Source organism: Falsiroseomonas sp. (genome assembly GCF_041690465.1).
In the GTDB taxonomy this organism is placed as follows: domain Bacteria; phylum Pseudomonadota; class Alphaproteobacteria; order Acetobacterales; family Acetobacteraceae; genus Falsiroseomonas.
The window spans coordinates 96649-117414 of sequence record NZ_JAWLHG010000002.1 but is presented as its reverse complement, the minus strand read 5'-3'; the positions used below and the strand labels follow the sequence as shown (position 1 = coordinate 117414).

Below are 20766 nucleotides of genomic sequence, written 5' to 3'. Positions count from 1 at the left end.
TGCTATCCCCGCTCCTCCGGCGTGACCGTCAGGCGGCGGAGGTCGCCGCGGCGGAGCAGGAGGAGTTCCGCCGCCGCGCCGACGCGCTCGCCGGAGAGCCAGCGCAGCAGCGAATCCACGCCGAGCATCCTCTCGCCGCCGGCCGAGAGCAGCAGGTCGCCGCGCTCCACGCCGGCGCGGTCGGCCGGGCTGCCGCGCTGCACCTCCGTCACCAGCACGGCCGTTGCCTGGACGAGGCCGTGCAGGCGCGCGAAGCGGCGGGGCACGGCTTCGAGCTGGCCGGAGAGGCCGAGGCGCGCACGACGCACGCGCCCGAACCGCACGAGCTGGCCGAGGACGAGGCGCGCGGTGTTGGCGGCGACCGCGAAGCAGATGCCCTGCGCGCCACCGATCATCGCGGTGTTGATGCCGACCACCTCGCCCCGGCTGTCCACCAGCGCGCCGCCGGAATTGCCGGGATTGAGCGAGGCGTCGGTCTGGATCAGATCCTCGATCGGCCGGCCCGTCGCGCCGCGCAGGGTCCGCCCCAGCGCGCTGACCACGCCCGCCGTGACCGTCGAGGAGAAGCCGAGCGGGTTGCCGATGGCGATCGCCAGCTGCCCCGGCCGCAGCGCCGCGGAATCGCCGAGGCTGGCGGATGCCAGCGCCGCGTCGGTCTCGGCGCGCAGCAGGGCAAGGTCGGTGTCGGGATCGTCGCCGAGCAAGCGGGCGGGGAAGCGGCGCCCCTCGGCGGTGGCCACCAGCATCGCCTCGGCGCCGGCGACGACATGGCTGTTGGTCAGGATCAGCCCGTCCGGCGAGACCACCACGCCGGAGCCGGCGCCGCCGCCACGGGCGCCGCGCACGGCGACGTTGACCACGGCCGGGCCGGCGCGCTCGACCGCGGCGGTGACGGCGGCGGAATAGGCGTCCAGCAGGGCGGCATCGGGCGCCAGGTCAGGGGGCACGGGGGCATCGAGCATCGGAAGTCCTTTCGCCTTCCCAAAATGGGAAGTGGCGCCCCGCGCCCCAAGAGCGCCCCCGCAACCGAGACTTCCCGCCGCGCCGGCAACGCATTACCGGGAGGCCATGGACGAAGTGACCCTCGCCGCCAGGCTCGAGGAGGCCCGAAGCGGCCTGCTCGATCTCTCCACCCGCAACCGGCTGCTGGCCCTGCCGAAGCCGGGGCGATCGCGCGGCGTGGTGATGCTGGAGGACGAGGATGCCGATTTCGTCCTCGCCGAGCTGCTGGACGGCAAGGCCTTCGGCTTCGAGGCGGTGGGCGAGGCCCCTCCCCCGGCACCCGCCCTGGCGCCGCCTGCCGCGGAGGGCGCGCGCCCGGCGCGGCGCCGCGCCGCCCGCCCGAAGAAGGCCGAGGGCGTCGCGGCCGCCGCGGCCGACAAGACGCGCGAGGCCTGGCGCACGGACTACCTGCTGCGCGCCCGCGTGACGCCGGAGGAGTTCGCGCGCCGCCTGCGCAACCTGATGACCGATGCCCGCACCGCGCGCGAGGAGACCGGCATCGCCACCCTCTCGCTCGGCCTCGGCACGCTTGCCTGGCGCGACCCGGCCACGCCCGGCACCGAGCGGCTGGCGCCGCTCGCGCTGCTGCCGGTGACGCTGGAACGCGCCGGCGTGTCGCAGGCCTTCCGCCTGCGCGCGGCGGGGCTGGAGGTGCAGGAGAACCTCTCGCTGCGCCAGAAGCTCGCCGCCGAGTTCCGCGTGGAGCTGCCGGCGTTCGACGCCGAGGCCTACGACCCCACGGCATGGGCCGAGGCGGTGCGGGCGGCGGTCGGCGCGCGGGAGGGCTGGGCGGTGGATCCGGATGGGCTGGCGCTCGGCCTGTTCTCCTTCGCGAAGTTCCTGATGTGGCGGGACCTGGATCCGGCAGCCAATCCGGGCCTGCTGGAGCATCCGGTGATCCGCGTGCTGGTGGGCGGCGGGATGCTGGCCGCCCCGCCGCCCTTCGCGGACGACGCCGATGTGGATGCCGAGATCAAGGTCGAGCGGCTGGACCAGGTGATCGACGCCGATGGCAGCCAGGCGCTGGCGGCCGAGGCCGTCAGGCGCGGCGGCCATACGGTGATCCAGGGGCCGCCCGGCACGGGCAAGAGCCAGACGATCATGAACATCATCGCCCAGGCGGTGCTGGATGGCCGCCGCGTGCTGTTCGTCGCGGAGAAGCTGGCGGCGCTGGAGGTGGTGCAGCGGCGGCTCGGCACGGTGGGGCTCGGCGCCGCCTGCCTGGAGCTGCATTCGGAGAAGCAGTCGAAGCGCGCGGTGCTGGACGAGCTGCGCGCCACCCTCGCCATGCCGCCGGTGCCGAAGCCGGAGCGGGAGGCGGTGGTGAAGCGGCTGGGCGCGCTGCGGGCGCGGCTGAACGGCCATGCGGCGGCGATGGCGGGCGAGGTCGGCGAGAGCGGCAGGCCGCTGCATGCCGTGGTCGGCAGCCTGGTTGCGCTGCGCGCGCGGGAGGTGCAGGCGCCCGACTTCACCCTGCCCGCCGCCGGCTGGGACGCGGCGCGGCTGGCCGAGGCGGAGCATGCGGTGGGCGAGCTGGTGGCCCGCGCGGCGGCGGGCGGATCGAGCACCCCCATGCGCAGCGCCTGGCGCGGCGTGACGGCCGCGCTGCCGCCGACCGACCAGGAAAGGCTGCTGGCGCGGCTGCCGGGGCTGATCCGCGCGCTGGCGGCCGGCGCGGCAGCACTGGCGCCGACGGCGCGCGCGCTCGGGCGCGAGGCGCCGGGGCCGGAGGCGGCGCGCGGGGTGCTGGCGCTCTCGCGCGCCGTGGCGGCGGCGCCGGCGCATGATCCCGCGGCGATGGCGCATCCCGCCTGGCGGTCCGACACGGCGCCGCTGAGCACGCTGGCCGCCGCGGCCGCCGCGGTGGCCGCGGCGGAGCGCGATCCTCGGCTGCTGCCGGGGGCGCTGCGGGTGGACGGCGTGGCCGAGGCGCGCGCGGCGCTGGCCGAGGGTGGCGGCTTCTTCGGCTTCCTCTCCGGCACGCAGCGCGCGGCGAAGGCGGTGGCGGCGCGGATCGCGGCGGATCCGTCGGCGCCGCTCTCCGCGCTGGAGGCAGCGATGGAGGGCCAGGAGGCGCTGCGCCGGCTGCGCGAGGGAGATGCCCTCGGCCGTGGTGCCTTCGGGGCGCTCTGGGGCGGCGATCCGGCGGCGCTGGCAGCGCTGGTGGCGTGGCGGGAGGCGCATGGCGCTGAGGCGGCCGCGGCGCTGGCGAAGCGGCTGCCGGCGCCCGACGAGACGGTGGCGAGGACAGCGCTGGACGCGTGGGACGAGGTGGTGGCGCTCACCGGGCTCGACGCCGCGCTGGCCTTCGGCACGGCGGACCCGCCGCTCGGCGACGTCGTCGCGCGGCTCGGCGACTGGGCGGCGGCGCCGGAGGGGCTCTCGCCCTGGCTCGGCTGGCAGCGCGCGGTGCAGGCCGCCGGCGCGGAGTTGGCGCCGATCGCGGAGCGGCTGGCCGATGGAAGGCTGGCGCCGGAGGCGGCGGGCGAGGCCTTCGCCTATGCGCGCGACGAGGCGCTGCTGAAGGCGGCGATGCGCGCGCGGCCGGAGCTTGCCGCCTTCGAGGGCGCGGCCTTCGACCGGCTGGTCGCCGACTTCGCCGAGGCCGACCGCGCACGGATCGAGCTGACGCGGCGCGAATGCGCCTTCGCCCATGCCGAGGCGCTGGCGCGGGTGCGCGCGGGCATGCCCGGCTATGCGCTGCTGCGCGGCGAGTTCGAGAAGAAGCGCGGCCATCTGCCGGTGCGCGAGCTGCTGCTGCGGGCGGGGCCGGCGATCCAGGCGGCGAAGCCGGTCTTCATGATGTCACCGCTGAGCGTGGCACAGTTCCTGGCGCCGCCCGGCGGCATGCGGCCGGCACCAACCTTCGACCTGCTCGTCATCGACGAGGCCTCGCAGGTGGAGCCGGTGGATGCGCTCGGCGCGATCGCGCGCTGCCGCCAGGTGGTGGTGGTCGGCGATGACCGGCAGATGCCGCCGACCCGCTTTTTCCAGCGCATGACCAGCGAGGATGACGAGGCGGAGGACGAGTACGCCGAAGGCCCGGTGGCGGCGCGCGAGGTGGAAAGCATCCTCGGCCTGGCGAATGCCCGCGGCGTGCCGAACGTGATGCTGCGCTGGCACTACCGCAGCCGGCACGAGAGCCTGATCGCGACCTCCAACGCCGAGTTCTACGACAGCCGGCTGATGGTGCTGCCCTCGCCGAAGGCGCGTTCGCCGAGCCTCGGCCTTTCGCTGGTGCGCGTGGACGGGCGGTGGGAACAGGGCGCCGGCGTCAACCGCATCGAGGCGGAGGCGGTCGCGCGGGCGGTGATGGCGCATGCGAAGGAGACGCCGGGCGATTCGCTCGGCGTCGCCGCCTTCTCGCTGAAGCAGCGCGACGCGATCCTCGATGCGGTCGAGGCGCTGCGGCGCGATAACCCGGAGACCGAGGGGTTCTTCACCGCACATGCGCACGAGCCCTTCTTCGTGAAGAACCTCGAGAACGTGCAGGGCGATGAGCGCGACGCGATGCTGATCAGCGTCGGCTATGCCCGCGATGCGGAGGGAAAGCTCGCCATGCGTTTCGGCCCGCTCTCGGCCGATGGCGGGGAGCGGCGGCTGAACGTGCTGATCACCCGCGCGAAGAAGCGCTGCGTGGTGTTCAGCGCGCTGACCGCGGAGGATATCGACCTGGAGCGTGCCTCCGGCCGTGGCGTCGCCGCGCTCAAGGCCTTCCTCCGCTTCGCTGCCGCCGGCGACAGGCGAAGCGCGGAAGGCGAGGACGCCGTCGCGCCGCTGACGCGCGTCATCGCGGCGGAGATCCGCGCCGCCGGCAAACAGGCGCTGGCACGCATCGGCACCTCCGGCCTGTTCCTGGATGTGGCCGCCAAGGAGGGTGCGGATTTCGTGCTCGGCGTGGAGGCGGATGCCGGCGACTGGACCAGCGTGCGCGCCGCGCGCGACCGCGAACGCGGGCGGCCCGGTGCGCTCGGCATGATGGGGTGGAAGCTGCACCGCGCCTGGTCGCTCGCCTGGCTGGCGCGGCCCGAGGGCGAGCGCGCGAAGCTGCGTGCCGCACTCGGCGCGGAGCCGGCGGCGGCCGAGGCACCGGCTGCCGGCCCCGATCCTGGCCTGGCGCAACCCTACGCGGAGGCCGTGCCGGAGCTGCCGGATGGCACCGCCATCCCCGACATGCCCTTCGCGCGCCTCTCCGACATCCTGGCGCAGATCATCCGCACCGAGCAGCCGGTGCACACGGATGCGGTGCTGGAGCGCGCGCGACTGCTCTGGCAGCGCGAGGCGCTGGATGCGGCGGAGCGCGCGGCGCTGCAACAGGCGCTGCGCCTGGCCGGGCAGTTGCAGGGTGTCGCGGAGCGCAACGGCTTCTGGAGCGCGGAGGCCGCGCCGCCGCCTGTCCCGCGTGACCGCCGCGCCGCCGCGCCGCATCTGCGCCGCGCGGCGATGGTGGCGCCGGCGGAGATCGAGGCCGCCTGCCAGGCACTGCTAGCCGCCATGGCGGTGGCGACGGAGGAGGAGCTGGCATCCGGCGTGGTGCGGCTGCTCGGCCTGGAGGCCAATGCCACGCCGGCCATCGCCGCCCGCGTCGCCGCGCTGGCCGGCGCCGGGCGCATCGCGCTCAGGGGCTGAAGCCGCCGGCGCCGCCCGCGGGGCTCGCCCGTTCACGCGCGCGTGACGGCCGGTGCCCGGCTTCCATCCTCAAGACGCAACCTTCCGAGCCTTGGGGGCGTTCGGAAGGGGCAGAACCGCCGGGCATGCGACCTGCGGTGGCCGAGACAGCCGAGGAGCGAAGCGATGAAGAGCAGGATTATGGGTGCGGTGGCCTTGGGGCTGCTGACCGCGGCTTGCGGCACGACGCCGCAGGAGAGGACCACGGGCGGCGCGGCCGCCGGCGCCGCGACCGGTGCAGGGATCGGTGCGCTCGGCGGGCCGGGCGGCGCGCTGGCGGGTGCGGCGATCGGCGGCGGTGTCGGTGCGGTGACGGGCGCGGTGACGGAGCCGAGCACGGTCAACCTCGGCGAGCCGCCGTGGAACAACCCGCAGGCACGCGTGCCGGGCGTGGACCTCAACGGCAGCACGAGCGCCAGCGCCTCCGGCTCGGCCACTTCCGCCGATCCGCGGACGCGCCAGCTGCAGCAGGCGCTGGACCAGCGCGGCTATGATCCGGGCCCGATCGACGGCATCTACGGCCCGCGTACCCGCGCCGCAGTGCGTGAGTGGCAGCGTGCCAACAACATGCAGGCGACCGGTACGCCGACGCAGCAGATGCTGAGCGACCTCAATATCTCGTCTGGCAGCGGGACGGCCGGTACGGGCGGAATGCAGCGCCGCCAGGACCGCGCGACTGGCGGCAACACGGGCACCATGGGCAGCGGGGCGGCCGGCGCCGGCAGCTTCGGGCAGACGGGCACCGGCGCGGTGGACCGCAACCCGATGACGCCGCCGCCCGGCGGCGGCAGCCAGCAGAACCCGTTCATCAACAGCAACCGCAACCCCGGCAACGAAGGCACCGGCAACACCGGTGGCCAGGGTAGCGCCACCCAGTAGCAGCGAATGGCCAGGGTAGCGCCACCCAGTAGCAGCGAATGGGCAGGGGCGGGCACGCCGCGCCCGCCCTTGCCGGACGCGACCTTTGCGCCGGACATGCGTAGTCCTGCCGTTGCGGGGCTATGCATGTCGCGTTTTCCGTCGAGCCTACGATCCACGCCCTCGGCGTGCCCATCTGCGGTGGGCACGCCGAGGGCGATCGCTGGCTAGGCGCCGAACATCGTGTTCGGCAGGAAAGTGACGATCCCCGGGAACAGCGTCACCAGCGTCACCGCGATCAGCATCAGCCCGAAGAAGGGCAGCGTGGCGCGGGTGACGGAGAGGATGTCCTTCCCCGTCAGCCCCTGCAGCACGAACAGGTTGAAGCCGACCGGCGGCGTGATCTGCGCCAGCTCCACCACCAGCACGATGAAGATCCCGAACCAGATCAGGTCGAAGCCGGTCGCCGCGATGATCGGCAGCACGACGGAGGCGGTCAGCACGATCATGCTGATGCCGTCGATGAAGCAGCCAAGCACGATGTAGATCAGCGTCAGCACCAGGATGATGGTGACCGGCGAGAATCCCTGCGCGCCCACCCAGGCGGCCATCGCCGCGGGAATCCCGGAATAGGCCATCGCCTTGGTCAGGAAGGCGGCACCGGCCAGGATCAGGTTGATCATGCAGGAGGTGCGCACCGCGCCCATCAGGCTGGCGGTGAAGCTCTGCCAGGTGAGCGTGCGGCCCCAGGCGGAGAGCGCCAGCGCGCCGAACACGCCGAACACCGCGGCCTCGGTCGCGGTCGCCCAGCCGAAATAGATGCTGCCCATCACGAAGCCGATCAGCCCGATCACCGGGATCAGCTGGCCGGAAGCGCGCAGCTTCTCGGCGAAGGGCATCGGCGGGTCGGCCGGCGGCGTCAGCTTCGGGTTCAGCAGCGACCAGACCGCGATGTAGCCGCTGAACAGCAGCATCAGCATCGCGCCAGGAATGATGCCGGCGATGAACAGCCGCACGATTGAGACCTCGGCCGCCACGCCATAGACGATCATCACGATCGAGGGCGGGATCAGCAGGCCGAGCGTGCCGGCCCCGGCCAGGCTGCCGATCGCCATGGGCTGGTGGTAGCCCCGCTGGATCAGCGCCGGCAGCGACATCTTGCCCACCGTCGCGGAGGTGGCGGCGCTGCTGCCGGAGACGGCGGCGAAGATGCCGCAGCCGATCACGTTCACATGCATCAGCCGCCCCGGCAGCCGCTGCACCCAGGGGGCGAGGCCCTTGAACATGTCCTCGCTCAGCCGGGTGCGGAACAGGATCTCGCCCATCCAGATGAAGAGCGGCAGCGCGGCGAGCGTCCAGGAGGCGAGGCCGGCCCAGACCGCGCTGCCGAGCACCTTCTCGGCCGGGAAGGTCGCCATCCCCGGCATCAGCATCGGCAGCACCACGATGCCGACCAGCCCGGTGGCGAGCAGCCCGAGCCCGATCCAGACGCCGAGCGCCAGGATGCCGAACAGCGCGCCGAGCAGGATGAGCCCGGCCTCGGTCTGTGCGAGGTCCATGGCCTACAACTCCTCCATCGCGCGCTGCACGGGCGAGACCTCCGCCGCCCGGCGGTAGGAGGGCGTGCCACCTGCCAGATGCACCACCAGGTCGTCCACGAGCGCGAGCGCGAACAGCGCGCAGCCCGCGGCGCAGGCCGATTGCGGATACCACAGCAGCCACGGCACGGTGCCCTGGGCGACATCCTCGAACTGCCAGGAATCGTAGGCGAGGTCGGCCATGGCATAGGCGAGGAAGCCGCAGAGGGCGGCGGTGGTGGCCAGTGCCAGGGCCTCCATCGCAAAGCGCGCGCGTCCCCTCACATGGCCGATGATCAGGTCCACGCGGATATGGGCGCCGTGGCGGAAGGTATAGGCCAGCGGCAGCAGCGCCGAGCCGGCGACGGCGAAGGCGGTCAGGTCGTCGGCGCCGACGAAGTTCAGCCCGAACTGCCGGCCGATCACCTGGGCCGCGATGATGGCGCCGATACCGGCAAGCGCCAGAGCGCCGGCGACGCCGCCGGCCAGGTAGAGGAGGTCGAGCCCCCGACGCAGTGCCGCCATGTCAGCCCTGCGACGACGGAAGGGCGACCTTGGCGGCCGCGTCTGGGTGGATCATCGGGCGGGGCCTCCGGGGGCGGGAACGGGGCGGTGCGAGCGCTGCGCGGAGCAAGGCGCGGGCCACGTGGCGCCGCGAGGCTGCGTCACGCCGCGCGCCTGCGCGTGCGGCGCCTCTGCCCGGCTTCCGGGCAGACGGCGCAGGATTCGCAGGCAGCGCATCCGGTGCCGCGGCTGCGGCACCGGACTTCCAGGCGCTGCCTCAGGCGCGGTAGGCCTCGATCAGCTTCTTGCCGTCCTCGCCGGCGCGGCCGACCCATTCCTCGGTCATCTGCGCGCTCACGCGGCGCAGCCCGGCGAGGAACTCCTCGGTCGGCGGGATCACCTGCATGCCGCGCTGGCCGAGCGTGGCTTCGGTGTTGCGCCAGGTCTCCGCGCTCATCTCGTAGCCGCGCTGCTCGGCCTTCGCCGCGAGGCTCCGGATCTCCTGCTGCAGGTTGCCCGGCAGCGCCTCCATGGCGCGGCGGGAGACCATCACGGCGTTCTTCGTCATGGAGAAGCCGAGCGGGGTGAAGACCCGCGCATAGTCCCAGGCGGCGGTGTCCACGCCGGTCGCGGCGGAGGTGATCTGCGCCTGCACAACGCCGGTGGCGAAGGCCTGGGCGAGCTCGGCCTGCTGCACCAGCGTGGGCTGCGCGCCGACGATGGCGGCGAAGCGGTTGGTCGCCGGGCTGAAGGTGCGGAAGCGCAGGCCGCGCAGGCCCTCGAGCGTGGTGATCGGCTGCTGCGCGTAGAGGCCGGCCGGCGGCCAGGGCACCATGTAGAGCAGGCTCATGCCCTGGCGGGCCAGGCGCTGCTCGACATAGGGGCGCTGCAGGTCCGCGAGCTTCTTCGCCTCGGCATAGTTGGTGACGAGCTGCGGGATGCTGTCGGCGTCGAAGAAGACGTCTTCGTTGGAATAGGCGGCCAGCAGGATCTCGCCCATCTGCACCTGGCCGGTCTGCACGCCGCGCTTGATCTGCGGCATCGGCAGCAGGCTGGCGCCGGTGTGCAGCTGCACGGTCAGCCGCCCGCCGGCAGCGGCCTGGATGTCGTCCACGAAGGCCTTGACGTTGCGGGTCTGGAAGTTCCCATCCGGATAGGGCGTGGCCATCTGCCAGCGGGTGGCCTGGGCGGCGGCGTCGCGGCTGACGAGCGGTGCGGCGAGGCCGCCCCCGGCGGCGGCAAGGATGTGGCGTCGGCTCAGCATCATGGTCACTCCCGTTCGAAGAAGACTCTCCCGGGAGCGAACATCGCCGCAGGCCGCCGCGGGGGCAAGGGGGGGCGGCCGGGGGCGCCAGCGCCGCTACAGCGGATAGTCGCGCGCGGGGTCCACGCCGGCCTGTTCGAGGAACTTCCGCATCGCCCCGACCTCGTCCTTCGAGAGGCTGTGGCGGGTGTCGTGGAAGCCATGGGTGTGGCCGTTGAGCGAGACCTTGATCTGGCCCTGCCCGCCATGGCTGACCTCCGCACCCAGCTCCTCGAACACCGAGACGACGTGCTTCGGGTCGATGTTGGCACTGAGCGGGTGCGCGAAGAGGGCGTGCAGTACCTTGCGGTGACGATGGTTCATGCCGACGGATCCCGTCCGAGTGTTGCCCGGCCACTCTCGGCCGGGCGCGCCGGACGGTCCTTGATGCGGATCAAGCCTGCTGCGCGTTCGGTGGGGGCGCGCGATCGCCGGTGGTCAGCCGGCGGTCTCCACATAGTGGCGCAACTCCTCGGCCTCGTGCACGGCCTCGTCGATGCGCGCCTTCACCAGGTCGCCGATCGAGACCATGCCGGCCAGGCCGCCATCCGGCGCGATCACCGGCAGGTGGCGCACGCGGCGGTCGGTCATCAGTTCCAGCGCCTCGGTCACATGGGTCGCCGGCGTGACGGTGTGCAAGACGCGCGTCATCAGCCGCGCCGCCGGCATCGCCACCGCCTCCACGCCATGCGCGGCGATGCAGCGGACGATGTCGCGCTCGCTGACGATGCCGAGCACATCGTCGCCGTCATCGCGCACCAGCACGGCGCCGATGCGGTGCTCCGAGAGGAGACGGGCGATGGTGCCGACATCGTCCTGCGCGCCGACGGAGACCACCTGGTCTCCCTTGCGCCGAAGGATCATGGCGATGATCATCCGCTCTCTCCTCCCGAAGGGGAGCACAGCCTGCCAGCCGGAGCGGCAACGTAGCAAGCAAAGCTTGTGCTGCACTGCGCCACGCCACCCCAGGTTGCGTGGGCGGGCGCAGCCTTCGTCCGGCAGCCTCCGGCGGGCGGAGCCCTGTCCTTCGTCGCGGGGGTGTCAGGCCGGCGCGGCCTCGGCGCCGGCCAGCTGGGTGCGGACCAGCTCGGCGAAGCGGCCCTGCTCGCGCAGCAATGCATCGAAGCTGCCGCGCTCCACCACGCGCCCGCCCTCGAAGACCATGATCTCGTCGGCGTCGCGCACGGTGGACAGGCGGTGGGCGATGATGAAGGTGGTGCGGCCGGCCATCAGCGCCTTCAGCGCCTTCTGCACCCGCGCCTCGGTCGCCGCGTCCAGCGCGCTGGTCGCCTCGTCGAGGATCAGCACCGGCGGGTCCTTCAGCAGCGCGCGCGCGATCGCCAGGCGCTGGCGCTGGCCGCCGGAAAGCTGCGTACCGCGCTCGCCCACCAGCGTGTCGTAGCCCTGCGGCTTGCGGATGATGAACTCGTGCGCCTCGGCCATGCGGCAGGCGCGCTCGATGTCCTCCTCCGTGGCATCGGGGCGGCCGACCAGCAGGTTGTCGCGGATCGAGCGGTTGAACAGCAGCGCCTCCTGGAAGACCACGCCGACGTTGCGGCGCAGGCTCTCGAGCGTCAGGTCGCGCAGGTCGTGGCCGTCGAGCGTGATGCGCCCGTCCACCGGATCCCAGAGCCGCTGCAGCAGCGCCATGGCGGTGGACTTGCCGGCGCCGGTCTGGCCGACCAGCGCGACGGTGCGGCCGGGGGGTGCGACCAGGTCGATGCCGTCCAGGATGCGCGGGCCGCCGGGATAGGCGAAGGCAACGTTCTCGAACCGCACCTCGCCCTCCGCACGGTCGAGCGTCGTGGCATCCGGCTTCTCCGGCACCGTGGAGCGGGCGTCGAGCACGGCGAAGAACTGCTCGAGCGAGGGGGTCTGCAGCACCATGCTCGAGACGAAGGCGACCGCGCCGTCCAGCCGCACGATCAGCAGCGTGGCGAAGCCCATGAAGGAGACGATCTCGCCCACCGACGCCTGGCCACGCAGGTGCAGGACGGTGCCGAGCACGAAGATCAGGATCACCGTCATCGTGGACGCCGAGCGGGTCAGCACGGAGACCACCGCCCACCAGTTCAGCACCGGGAACTGGCGATCCAGAACCTTGCCGACGATCTCGCGGAACAGCACCGTCTCCGACTGCAGGCGCGAGAAGGACTGCACGACGACGACGTTGGAGAGCGCATCCTGCGCGTTGCCGGCCAGCTGGGTGTGCAGCTGCTCGACCTGGACCTGGGCGACGTGGGTCTTGCCGATCACCCAGGTGGAGATAATGGCGAACAGCACGACCAGGCCCATCAGCAGCAACCCCAGCCGCCAGTTGAGGAACATGGTCAGCGGCAGCAGCACCAGCGCGGAGATGAAGGTGACCAGATGCTCGCGGAAGAAGGAGAGCCAGAAGCTGAACAGGTGGTCCGAGCCGAGCAGCATCACCTTCATCAACCGCCCGGACTGGGTGTCGCCGTGGTAGGCGAGCGGGAGGGAGAGCACGTGCTCGAAGTAGCGACCCATCACCACCAGCCGGTTACGGTGCGCCATGCGGTCGGAGAGCAATGCGACGGCGACATTGGCACCGATGGCGGAGAGGCCGACAGCGCCCCACAGCATCAGCAGCGCAGCGGCCTCCTGCCAGAGCTGGGACTCGGTGATCCGTTCGGAACGGGCCAGCAGATCCACCACGCGTCCGAACAGGACCGGCTCCAGGAAGGAGAGGCCGGCGAGGGCGAAGGCGGCGAAGGCGAGGCCGATGGCCACCCAGCGATCCGGCCCGAGAAGGGCGAGCACCCGTCCGTAGAGCCGCAAGAAGTGCATGCGTGGGGCCCCTCCCGAGTGCCGCGTCCCCATAACGGGACCCCGGCTGGCCGGGGCTCCGGCACGGGCCTTGGAGTCCAGGCCCAAGGACTCGCCAAATTCCTCCCGGCTTGCAAGCGGTGGCAGGTTTGCGGCAGGAACGGCAGGCAAGCGCAGCAACCGGACGACGGTTCCCGCGCGCATGGAGGAGAACGAGCCTTGACGACAACCCGCCGTACGATTCTCGGCGCCACTCTCGCCACCCCCCTGGTCCTGCCGGGCGCCGCCCGGGCGCAGGCCTGGGCGCCGTCCCGCACGGTGCGCATCGTGGTCGGCTTCACGCCCGCCGGCACCACCGACATCGCCGCCCGCCTGCTGGCGGAGCCGCTCGGCCGGCGCCTCGGCCAGCAGGTGGTGGTGGAGAACCGGCCGGGCGCCGGCGGCAACATCGGCAGCCAGGTGGTCGCCACGGCCGATCCGGATGGCCACACGCTGCTGATGCAGACGATCAGCGGCGGCGCCATCAACTACGGCCTCTACGGCGCGCGCATGCCGATCAAGCCGGAGGACCTGGCCGCGGTCGGGCTGATGATCCGCGTTCCGAACGCCATCTTCGTCACCCCCAACCTGCCGGCACGCAACATCGCGGAGCTGGTGGCGCTGGCCAAGGCGCAGCCGGGCAAGCTGAACCTCGGCTCCTCCGGCGCCGGCACCTCGCTGCACATGACCGGCGAGCTGCTGAAGCTGGAGGCCGGCATCGACATGACGCACGTGCCCTTCCGCGGCGCCGGCCCGATGCTGCAGGAGGCGATCGCCGGCCGCATCGAAGTGGCGGTGGACAACCTGCCCTCCGTCATCGGGCATCTGCGCGAAGGCCGGCTGCGCCCGCTGGCGGTGACCACCAAGGAACGCTCGCCGGCGATGCCGGACGTGCCGACCACCGCCGAGGCCGGCTTCCCGGGGGTGGAGGCGACCGCCTGGTTCGGCCTGCAGGCCCCTGCCCGCACGCCGCGCGCGGCGATCCAGCGCTACTCCGACGAGCTGAACGCGATCCTGAAGGAGGAGGCGATGCAGCGGCGCATCGCCGACCTCGGCGGCATGGCGCCGGCGCTGACGCCCGATGGCGGCACCAGCCCGGACACCTTCGACGCCTTCATCAAGTCCGAGATCGCCAAATGGGGCGAGGTGGTCCGCCGGTCCGGCGCGCGCGTCGAATAGTCCGGGCTCCCGGCCGGGCCGCCCGCCCCGGCCGGCCAGCCTGCGCCGAACCCCCAGGAGAGACACACCATGACCATCCGCCGCCGCGCCATGCTCGGCGCGAGCCTTGCCCTGCCCGCCCTCACCGGCGCGCAGGCACAGGGCGCATGGACGCCTACCCGTCCGGTGCGCCTCGTCGTCCCCTTCCAGGGTGGCGGCGCGACGGACATCACCGCGCGGCTGTTCGCCGAGCGCCTGGCCCCGCGACTCGGCCAGCCGGTGGTGGTGGACAACCGCCCGGGCGCCGGCGGCAATGTCGGCGCGGAGCTGGTGGCGAAGTCCGACCCGGACGGCCACACCCTGCTGATGTGCACGATCGGCACGGCGAGCATCAACCAGTTCCTCTACTCCCGGCTGCCCTTCAAGCCGGAGGACCTCGCGCCGGTCGCGCTGGTCAACCTGGTGGCCAACGGGATCGTCGTGCATCCCTCGGTGCCGGCCACGCGCCTTTCCGAGCTGATCGCCCATGCGAAGGCCAATCCGGGGCGGCTGAACTACGGCACGCCCGGCAACGGCACCTCCGGCCACATGTCCGGCGAGTATCTGAAGGTGCGCGCCGGCATCGACATGACGCATGTGCCCTATCGCGGCACCGGCGGCGTGGTGCCGGACCTGCTTTCCGGCACGCTGCAGGTCGCAGTGGACAACCTGCCCGCCTACCTGCCGCATGTGCGCGAGGGAAAGCTGAAGCTGCTGGCCGTCACCGCCGGCGAGCGCTGGTTCGCGGTGCCGGAGGTGCCGACCGTGCAGGAAAGCGGCATCCCGAATTTCGAGGCGGTGGCCTGGTTCGGCGTGCAGGCGCCCGCCGGCGCGCCGGCGGCGGCGCGCGAGCGCATCGCGGCCGCGATCCTGGAGATCTCGCGCGACCCGGCGGTGATCGCGCGACAGCGCGAGATCGGTGCGCAGCCGCGGCCGCTCGGCCCGGCCGAGTTCGCGGCCTTCATCCGCGCCGAGAACGAGAAGTGGCGGGAGGTGGTGCGGGTCTCGGGCGCGAAGCTCGACTGACGTGACGCGGGGCGTGGCGGGGCGCTGCTCCGCCGCGCTGCGTTGTGTCCGGGCGGGCCGAATTCAGACCTCCGGGCCTGCCGGCCCTTCGGTCATCGGACCGCCTCAGAACGCCAGCTGCACCTTCATCGCGCGCTTGCGGTCGGAGGCGAGGTCGAAGGCCCGCACCGCCTCGGCGGCCGGGACCACCTCGGTCAGCAGGGGCGCGGGGTCCAGACGGCCGCTGGCAAGCACCTCCACGGCGTGCGCGAACTCGGCGTGGAAGCGGAAGGTGCCGACGATGCGCGCCTCCCGCGCCACCACGGCGCTGAGCGGGATGGCGGCATCGCCGCCGACCCCGACCTGCACCAGGGTTCCGCCGGGGCGCAGCACGCCGAGCGCCCCGACCAGCGCGGCGCCGCTGCCGGAGGCTTCGAAGGCCACGTCGAAATGGCCCTTGCCCTCGGCGTAGGGGGCGAGCGAGTCGGGCTGCTCGCCGAGCGCATGGGTGCGGTCGGCGCCCATGGCCCGCGCGGTGGCGAGCGGGGGCGCGACGAGGTCGGTGACGACGATCTCGCGCGCGCCGCCGAGCCGTGCGACGGCGCAGCACAGCACGCCGATCGGGCCGGAGCCGGTGACCAGCACGCGCGCGCCGAGCAGCGGGCCGGCCTGGGATGCGGCGTGCAGGCAGACGGAGAGCGGCTCGGCGAAGGCGGCAGTCTCGACGGAAAGGCCGGGCGGCAGCTTCACGGCGCGGGCGGCCTCGCAGGTGAAGCGGGCACGGAAGGCGCCCTGGATGTGGGGCATGCGCATCGCGCTGCCGAGGAAGCGCATGTCGAGGCAGTGGATGGGCCTGCCCGCCTGGCATTGCGCGCAGGTGCCGCAGGGCAGGCTCGGGTTCACCGCCACGGCATCGCCGGGCGCGACATGGGTGACGCCGGGGCCGACGGCCTCCACCGTGCCGGCGGCCTCGTGGCCGAGCACCATGGGCTCCCTCACCCGCACCGCGCCGAAGCCGCCGGCATGGTAGTAGTGCAGGTCGGAGCCGCAGATGCCGCCGCGCTCCACGCGGATGCGCACCTCGCCGGGGCCGGGATCGGGCGCATCGTGGGGCTCGACGCGCAGATCGTGCGCGGCGTGGATCACCACCGCGCTCATGCGACGGGCGTCAGCAGCGGGCGGCCATCCATCTGTGCCTCCAGGTTCTCGCGCATCAGGCGGCCCATGTCCTTGCGCGTCTCGACGGTGCCGGAGGCGGCGTGGGGCTGCAGGACGACATGGTCGAAGGTGAGGAATTCCGGGTCGATCTCCGGCTCGTTCAGGAACACGTCGAGGCCGGCGGCGGCGATGCGGCGGCTGCGCAGCGCTTCCAGCAGCGCGGCCTCGTCCACCACGGTGCCGCGGGAGACGTTGCAGAAGATGGCGCCGGGCTTCAGCGCCTCGATGGCCGCGCGGTCCACCAGCCCGCGCGTGGCCTCGCCGCCGGCGGCGGAGACCATCAGGATGTCCACGTGTGGCGCCAGCGCGGCGGGGGTGGGGTACCAGTCATAGGGCGCGTCGCGCTTCTGTCGCGCGCTGTAGGCGACGGGCATGCGGAAGGCCTCGGCGCGGCGGGCGATGGCGGCGCCGATGCGGCCGAGGCCGACGATGCCGAGCCTCTTGCCCCAGACGCGGGTGGTGAGCGGCATGCTGCCCCTGCTCTTCCAGGGGCCGTCCCGCACCCAGGCATCGCCCGCGGGGATACGCCGCGCGGCGGCGAGCAGCAGGCCGATGGCCATGTCGGCCACCTCCTCGGTCAGCACGTCGGGCGTGTTGGTGACGCGGATGCCGCGCGCCTTGGCGGCGGCGACGTCGATCAGGTCGTAGCCGACGCCATAGCAGGCGATGATCTCGAGCTTCGGCAGCGCATCCATCAGCGCGGCGTCGGCGCCGACCTCGCCCTTGGTGGAGATGGCGCGGATGGTGTCGCGATGGCGCGCGAGCATGCCGGGCTTGTCATCCGTGGCGTAGTAGAGATGCACCTCGAATCGCTCGGCCAGCGCGTCGAGGTCCCATTGCGGCAGCTCGCCGACGACGAGGACGCCCGGCTTGGTCACGCCACCTTCCCCCCGAGCTCGTCCTCGACATGCGCGCGGATGATGTCGTCGAAGCTCTTCTCCGCCACGAAGCCGAGCGCCTCGGCGCGCTTCGCGTCGAACTTCCGCGGCCAGCCGGCGACGATCCTGCCGATGGTCTCGTCCGGCTCGCGCTTGATCAGCGCCACCGCCTTGTCGCCCGCGACGCGGCGCAGCGCCTCGATCTGCTCGGCGACGGTCGCGGCGAGGCCCGGCATGGTGAGGTTGCGCCGCGCGCCGAGGGGGGCGGTGTCGAGCGTCGCGGCGTGCATCAGGAAACCGACCGCGGCGCGCGGTGACGCATGCCAGTGCATCACGTCGTCGCCCACCGGCAGCACGGCGGGCTGGCCCGCCAGCGGCTCGCGCAGGATGGAGGAGAAGAAGCCGCTCGCCGCCTTGTTCGGCGCGCCGGGGCGGATGCAGATGGTGGGCAGGCGGATGCCGATTCCGTCGAAGATGCCACGCCGGGAATAGTCGGCCAGCAGCAGCTCGCCGATGGCCTTCTGGGTGCCGTAGCTGGTCAGCGGCGTGGTGAAGAACTCGTCGCCGATGGCGTCCGGGAAGGGCGCGCCGAAGACGGCGATGGAGGAGGTGAAGACCACGCGCGGCGCGTAGGGCTCCGCCAGGCCAAGCTGGCGGATCGCGTCGAACAGCAGGCGCGTGCCGTCGAGGTTGATGCGGTAGCCCTTGTCGAAATCCGCCTCCGCCTCGCCGGAGACGATGGCGGCCAGGTGGAAGACCAGGTCGGGGCGGCCGGCGAGCATGCGCGCCGCCTCGCCGGGGGCGGAGAGGTCGGCGGCCCAGGCCTCGGCGGCCATGCCGGGGGGTGGTTCGGGGGCGACCACGTCCACCAGCGTCAGCCGCTCGATCCGCTTCCCTCCGACCGCGCCTTCGGCGGCGAGGCGCGCGACGAGCTTGCGGCCGATCATGCCGGCGGCACCGATGACGAGGATGTGCATGCTTCCTGACCCTCCCGAAGGGGCAGGACGCTAGAGCCGATCGGGGGGCGAAGGAAGGGCGGCGACCTTCAGGCCGCCGCCGCAACCTCGTAGCCCGGCGTCGCGAGCAGCGGCGGGTCCGTCACCTCGACGATGCCGGCGCGGTCGAAGCCGTTGAAGGCGGTGCGCAGGCTTGCGCCATAGGCGCCGAGCTGGCCGAGCTCGATCCAGTCGCCCTCCGCCACATCCGCGGGCAGCAGGAACGGACCCTTCATGTGGTCCGCGCTGTCGCAGGTGGGGCCGAAGAAGGCGAAAGGTGCGAGCGCCGCCGCACTCGGCCGGACCAGCCGCGCCGGGAAGCGGAAGCCCGGCGCACCGGCATCGGAGAGCGCGCCGTAAACGCCGTCATTGACGAACAGCGTGTCGCCGCGCCGGTGCTGCACCTGCACCACCACCGAGGTGCCGCCGGCCACCAACGCACGACCGGGCTCCGCCCAGAGCGCGAGGGCCGACAGGCCCTCCGCCTTCACGGCATCGGCGACGGCGCCGGTGAAGGCCGAAAGCGGCGGCGGGACGACATCCGGATAGGCGACGGGATAGCCGCCGCCGACGTCCAGGATCTCGACCGTCACGCCGGCCTCGCGGATCACCCGCGCCGCCAGCGCGATGGCCCGCGCATAGGCCGCCGGCTCCAGGCACTGGCTGCCGACATGGAAGCTGACGCCGAGCCGCGCCGCATGCGGCCGGGCGGCGCGCAGCAGCGCGACGGCCTCGGCCGGCTCCGCGCCGAACTTGCCGGAGAGGTCGTACACCGCTCCGCCCTTCGGCAGCGCAAGCCGGATGACGAGTCCGAGCGCACCGGCGCCGCCTTCCGTCTCCTGCAGCAGCTTGGCGAGCTCGGCCGCGCTGTCGAGCACGAAGTCGCGCACGCCATGGCGCTGCCAGGCCTCGCGGATCGCCGAGCGGGGCTTCACCGGATGCATGAAGTGGATCGCCGCGTCCGCGAACATGCTGCGCACCAGCCGCACCTCGTTGATCGAGGCGCAGTCGAAATGGCGCAGGCCGCCGGCCCACAGGGCGCGCAGCACCGCGGGCTCCGGGTTGCACTTCACGGCGTAGAGCGTCTCGCCCGGGAAGGCGGCCAGGAAGGCGCGCGCGGCGGCCCCGATGGTGGCGGGGCGCAGGCAGTGCAGCGGCTCCTCCGGGCGGAGGCGCGCGATGAGCGCATCCACGCGGCGGGGCAGCGGATCGGTGGGGCGGCGCAGCGGGGTCACCGCGCCGCGGAAGCGGATGTCGGTCATCTCAGGCCTTCCGGCGCGCAGGGGGTTGACGGGGTGACGCCCGCCGCCGCGCCTCGCCCGCATGGGGGACGGGGGGCGCGGCGGCGGGAAGGAGGGAGCCCCGAGGTGCCCGGCCACGCTCCCCGCGGGGCGGCACGCCGGCAGGATGCCGGACGGGACGCTGCAGGGCGCCAGGCCTTGGGTGCTTCGCCGCGGCGCAGGGGCTCGCCCCCGTGGCAGAAGCCTCGGGGGTTCGGCCCGGCGCCGGCGGCGGCGCCTCAGGCGGCGGCTGGGTCGCGAGAAGATCTCGCGCCGCGTGGATCAGGCGACACAGGTGGCTCCCTCGAACCGCCCGGCGGCGAACCGCCGGATTGCAGAAGGACGCTTCCCGTCGTTGCTGTGCCCGCTGGAAGGCGCGGGCTCGCGGCACGTGCGCTGGCGTCGGAACGCGCCGCGGGACGACTGCCCCGCGACGGCCGGAGAAATAGCGGCCTTCTGCGCGGATATCAAGCCCTTTTCCGGCCCAGTCGCAAAGGGTCGCGCATGGCGTCCTGCGTCCCGTGCATGGCGCCGGAAATCCTTCAGGCCGGCCGGCACAGATATTCCCAGGCCACCGTCGCGGCCGCCAGCGCGGTGATCTCCGCCACGTCATGCGCCGGGCAGACCTCCACCACGTCCATCCCGCGGAAATCGAGCCCGGGGAGCCGGCGCAGCATCGCCTGCACCTGCCAGGTGGCCAGGCCGCCGACCTCCGGCGTGCCGGTCCCCGGCGCGAAGGCGGGGTCGAGCGCGTCCACGTCGAAGGAGAGATAGGCCGGCCCCTGCCCCACCACCTCGGCGATCCGCGCGGCGACGGCGGCGGGGCCGGCCTCATGCGCCTCGATGGCGGAGATCACGGTGACGCCGCGATCGCGGGTCCAGTCCATCACCGCCGGGTCGGTCGGCGAGCGGATGCCGATCTGGATCATCCGCTTCGGCTCCACGAGGCCCTCTTCCAGCGCGTGGAAGAAGGGCTGCCCGTGGGAGAAGCGCTGGCCGAAGCTTTCCGGCCAAGTGTCGAGATGGGCGTCGAAATGCACCAGGCCGAGCGGGGCGCCGACACGTTTCGCCAGCGCGCGCAGCAAGGGCAGCGTGATGCCGTGCTCGCCGCCGAGCGCCACGAGGTGGGCGAAGCCCGCCGCCTGCTGCTCGACCAGTTCGAGGCTGCGCGCCAGGTCACCGAGGGCGAGGCTGAAATCGCCGATATCGGCCAGCGGCAGCGTGGTGGGGTCCACCTTCGTCGTGGGATGCGCGCCATCCACCAGCATGCGGGACGCCCGGCGGATCGCCGCCGGCCCCTCGCGCGCGCCGGCGCGGTTGGTGGTGCCGAGATCGAGCGGGATGCCGGCGATGGCGATGCCCGGCGCCTCGGTGCGGAGCGGCAGGCCGAGGAAGCCGGGGGGCGTGGCGAAGGTGGGGACGAGGGTCATGCGCTGCTCCTGTGGCGGTTGGTGG

The 20766-nt window shown here is 73.2% G+C and carries 16 protein-coding genes; 4 read left to right on the top strand and 12 right to left on the bottom strand.

What is annotated here, in order from left to right:
* Window positions 1-2: 2 nt before the first annotated feature.
* Window positions 3-962: a S1C family serine protease gene (locus ACESM1_RS02690; protein WP_372617486.1), complete on the bottom strand. Its 960-nt coding sequence runs from the start codon at window positions 960-962 to the stop codon at window positions 3-5.
* 106 nt (window positions 963-1068) lie between these two features.
* Here ACESM1_RS02690 and ACESM1_RS02685 point away from each other — a divergent pair, with 106 nt between their 5' ends.
* Together ACESM1_RS02685 and ACESM1_RS02680 are read left to right on the top strand one after the other, a co-directional pair.
* A complete protein-coding gene (locus ACESM1_RS02685; protein WP_372617484.1) occupies window positions 1069-5631 on the top strand; it encodes a DUF4011 domain-containing protein in 4563 nt (1520 codons plus the stop codon).
* A gap of 165 nt (window positions 5632-5796) precedes the next feature.
* The gene (locus tag ACESM1_RS02680) at window positions 5797-6549 is read left to right on the top strand and encodes a peptidoglycan-binding domain-containing protein (protein WP_372617483.1); all 753 of its coding nucleotides are present in this window, start codon (window positions 5797-5799) and stop codon (window positions 6547-6549) included.
* A gap of 206 nt (window positions 6550-6755) precedes the next feature.
* Here the strand turns inward: ACESM1_RS02680 and ACESM1_RS02675 are convergent, their stop codons facing one another.
* The 6 genes from ACESM1_RS02675 to ACESM1_RS02650 form a co-directional block, all read right to left on the bottom strand.
* Window positions 6756-8087, bottom strand: coding sequence for a TRAP transporter large permease (locus ACESM1_RS02675; protein ID WP_372617481.1), 1332 nt, complete (start codon window positions 8085-8087; stop codon window positions 6756-6758).
* A gap of 3 nt (window positions 8088-8090) precedes the next feature.
* Window positions 8091-8630 (bottom strand): TRAP transporter small permease, encoded by a 540-nt coding sequence (locus ACESM1_RS02670; protein ID WP_372617480.1) that lies wholly within the window; start codon window positions 8628-8630, stop codon window positions 8091-8093.
* 256 nt (window positions 8631-8886) lie between these two features.
* Window positions 8887-9876 (bottom strand): TRAP transporter substrate-binding protein, encoded by a 990-nt coding sequence (locus ACESM1_RS02665; RefSeq protein ID WP_372617478.1) that lies wholly within the window; start codon window positions 9874-9876, stop codon window positions 8887-8889.
* Between the two features lie 93 nt (window positions 9877-9969).
* The gene (locus ACESM1_RS02660) at window positions 9970-10236 is read right to left on the bottom strand and encodes a hypothetical protein (RefSeq protein ID WP_372617476.1); all 267 of its coding nucleotides are present in this window, start codon (window positions 10234-10236) and stop codon (window positions 9970-9972) included.
* 114 nt (window positions 10237-10350) lie between these two features.
* Window positions 10351-10788: a CBS domain-containing protein gene (locus ACESM1_RS02655; protein ID WP_372617474.1), complete on the bottom strand. Its 438-nt coding sequence runs from the start codon at window positions 10786-10788 to the stop codon at window positions 10351-10353.
* Window positions 10789-10953: 165 nt separating this feature from the next.
* A complete protein-coding gene (locus tag ACESM1_RS02650; protein ID WP_372617473.1) occupies window positions 10954-12720 on the bottom strand; it encodes a glucan ABC transporter ATP-binding protein/ permease in 1767 nt (588 codons plus the stop codon).
* A 198-nt stretch (window positions 12721-12918) separates the two neighbouring features.
* On the opposite strand from ACESM1_RS02650, the gene ACESM1_RS02645 reads away from it, so the two are divergent.
* Together ACESM1_RS02645 and ACESM1_RS02640 are read left to right on the top strand one after the other, a co-directional pair.
* Complete coding sequence (locus tag ACESM1_RS02645) at window positions 12919-13917, top strand: Bug family tripartite tricarboxylate transporter substrate binding protein (RefSeq protein ID WP_372617471.1); 999 nt, start codon at window positions 12919-12921, stop codon at window positions 13915-13917.
* A 69-nt stretch (window positions 13918-13986) separates the two neighbouring features.
* Window positions 13987-14961, top strand: a complete 975-nt coding sequence (locus tag ACESM1_RS02640; RefSeq protein ID WP_372617469.1) for a Bug family tripartite tricarboxylate transporter substrate binding protein — start codon at window positions 13987-13989, stop codon at window positions 14959-14961.
* Between the two features lie 105 nt (window positions 14962-15066).
* On the opposite strand, the gene ACESM1_RS02635 is transcribed toward ACESM1_RS02640, so the two are convergent.
* The 5 genes from ACESM1_RS02635 to speB all read right to left on the bottom strand — a co-directional run bounded on the left by ACESM1_RS02635 (window position 15067) and on the right by speB (window position 20741).
* Entirely contained in the window at window positions 15067-16098 is a 1032-nt protein-coding gene (locus tag ACESM1_RS02635; RefSeq protein WP_372617467.1) for an L-idonate 5-dehydrogenase, read from the bottom strand.
* Window positions 16095-17036: a 2-hydroxyacid dehydrogenase gene (locus ACESM1_RS02630; protein WP_372617466.1), complete on the bottom strand. Its 942-nt coding sequence runs from the start codon at window positions 17034-17036 to the stop codon at window positions 16095-16097. Before ACESM1_RS02630 ends, ACESM1_RS02635 begins: the two co-directional genes overlap by 4 nt.
* Window positions 17033-18013 carry a D-erythronate dehydrogenase gene (gene denD / locus ACESM1_RS02625; protein WP_372617465.1) on the bottom strand — a complete coding sequence of 327 codons (981 nt, stop codon included), beginning with the start codon at window positions 18011-18013 and terminating at the stop codon, window positions 17033-17035. The genes ACESM1_RS02630 and denD overlap by 4 nt, the downstream gene beginning before the upstream one ends.
* 68 nt (window positions 18014-18081) lie before the next feature.
* Window positions 18082-19293: a type III PLP-dependent enzyme gene (locus ACESM1_RS02620; RefSeq protein WP_372617463.1), complete on the bottom strand. Its 1212-nt coding sequence runs from the start codon at window positions 19291-19293 to the stop codon at window positions 18082-18084.
* A 560-nt stretch (window positions 19294-19853) separates the two neighbouring features.
* Complete coding sequence (gene speB, locus ACESM1_RS02615) at window positions 19854-20741, bottom strand: agmatinase (protein ID WP_372617461.1); 888 nt, start codon at window positions 20739-20741, stop codon at window positions 19854-19856.
* Between the last annotated feature and the right edge of the window lie 25 nt (window positions 20742-20766).

What these genes read in the sequence shown, in the direction of transcription:
- ACESM1_RS02690 (WP_372617486.1), bottom strand. Translation starts at nt 962, where the DNA reads ATGCTCGATGCCCCCGTGCCCCCTGACCTGGCGCCCGATGCCGCCCTG.
- ACESM1_RS02685 (WP_372617484.1), top strand. Translation starts at nt 1,069, where the DNA reads ATGGACGAAGTGACCCTCGCCGCCAGGCTCGAGGAGGCCCGAAGCGGC.
- ACESM1_RS02680 (WP_372617483.1), top strand. Translation starts at nt 5,797, where the DNA reads ATGAAGAGCAGGATTATGGGTGCGGTGGCCTTGGGGCTGCTGACCGCG.
- ACESM1_RS02675 (WP_372617481.1), bottom strand. Translation starts at nt 8,087, where the DNA reads ATGGACCTCGCACAGACCGAGGCCGGGCTCATCCTGCTCGGCGCGCTG.
- ACESM1_RS02670 (WP_372617480.1), bottom strand. Translation starts at nt 8,630, where the DNA reads ATGGCGGCACTGCGTCGGGGGCTCGACCTCCTCTACCTGGCCGGCGGC.
- ACESM1_RS02665 (WP_372617478.1), bottom strand. Translation starts at nt 9,876, where the DNA reads ATGATGCTGAGCCGACGCCACATCCTTGCCGCCGCCGGGGGCGGCCTC.
- ACESM1_RS02660 (WP_372617476.1), bottom strand. Translation starts at nt 10,236, where the DNA reads ATGAACCATCGTCACCGCAAGGTACTGCACGCCCTCTTCGCGCACCCG.
- ACESM1_RS02655 (WP_372617474.1), bottom strand. Translation starts at nt 10,788, where the DNA reads ATGATCATCGCCATGATCCTTCGGCGCAAGGGAGACCAGGTGGTCTCC.
- ACESM1_RS02650 (WP_372617473.1), bottom strand. Translation starts at nt 12,720, where the DNA reads ATGCACTTCTTGCGGCTCTACGGACGGGTGCTCGCCCTTCTCGGGCCG.
- ACESM1_RS02640 (WP_372617469.1), top strand. Translation starts at nt 13,987, where the DNA reads ATGACCATCCGCCGCCGCGCCATGCTCGGCGCGAGCCTTGCCCTGCCC.
- ACESM1_RS02635 (WP_372617467.1), bottom strand. Translation starts at nt 16,098, where the DNA reads ATGAGCGCGGTGGTGATCCACGCCGCGCACGATCTGCGCGTCGAGCCC.
- denD (WP_372617465.1), bottom strand. Translation starts at nt 18,013, where the DNA reads ATGCACATCCTCGTCATCGGTGCCGCCGGCATGATCGGCCGCAAGCTC.
- ACESM1_RS02620 (WP_372617463.1), bottom strand. Translation starts at nt 19,293, where the DNA reads ATGACCGACATCCGCTTCCGCGGCGCGGTGACCCCGCTGCGCCGCCCC.
- speB (WP_372617461.1), bottom strand. Translation starts at nt 20,741, where the DNA reads ATGACCCTCGTCCCCACCTTCGCCACGCCCCCCGGCTTCCTCGGCCTG.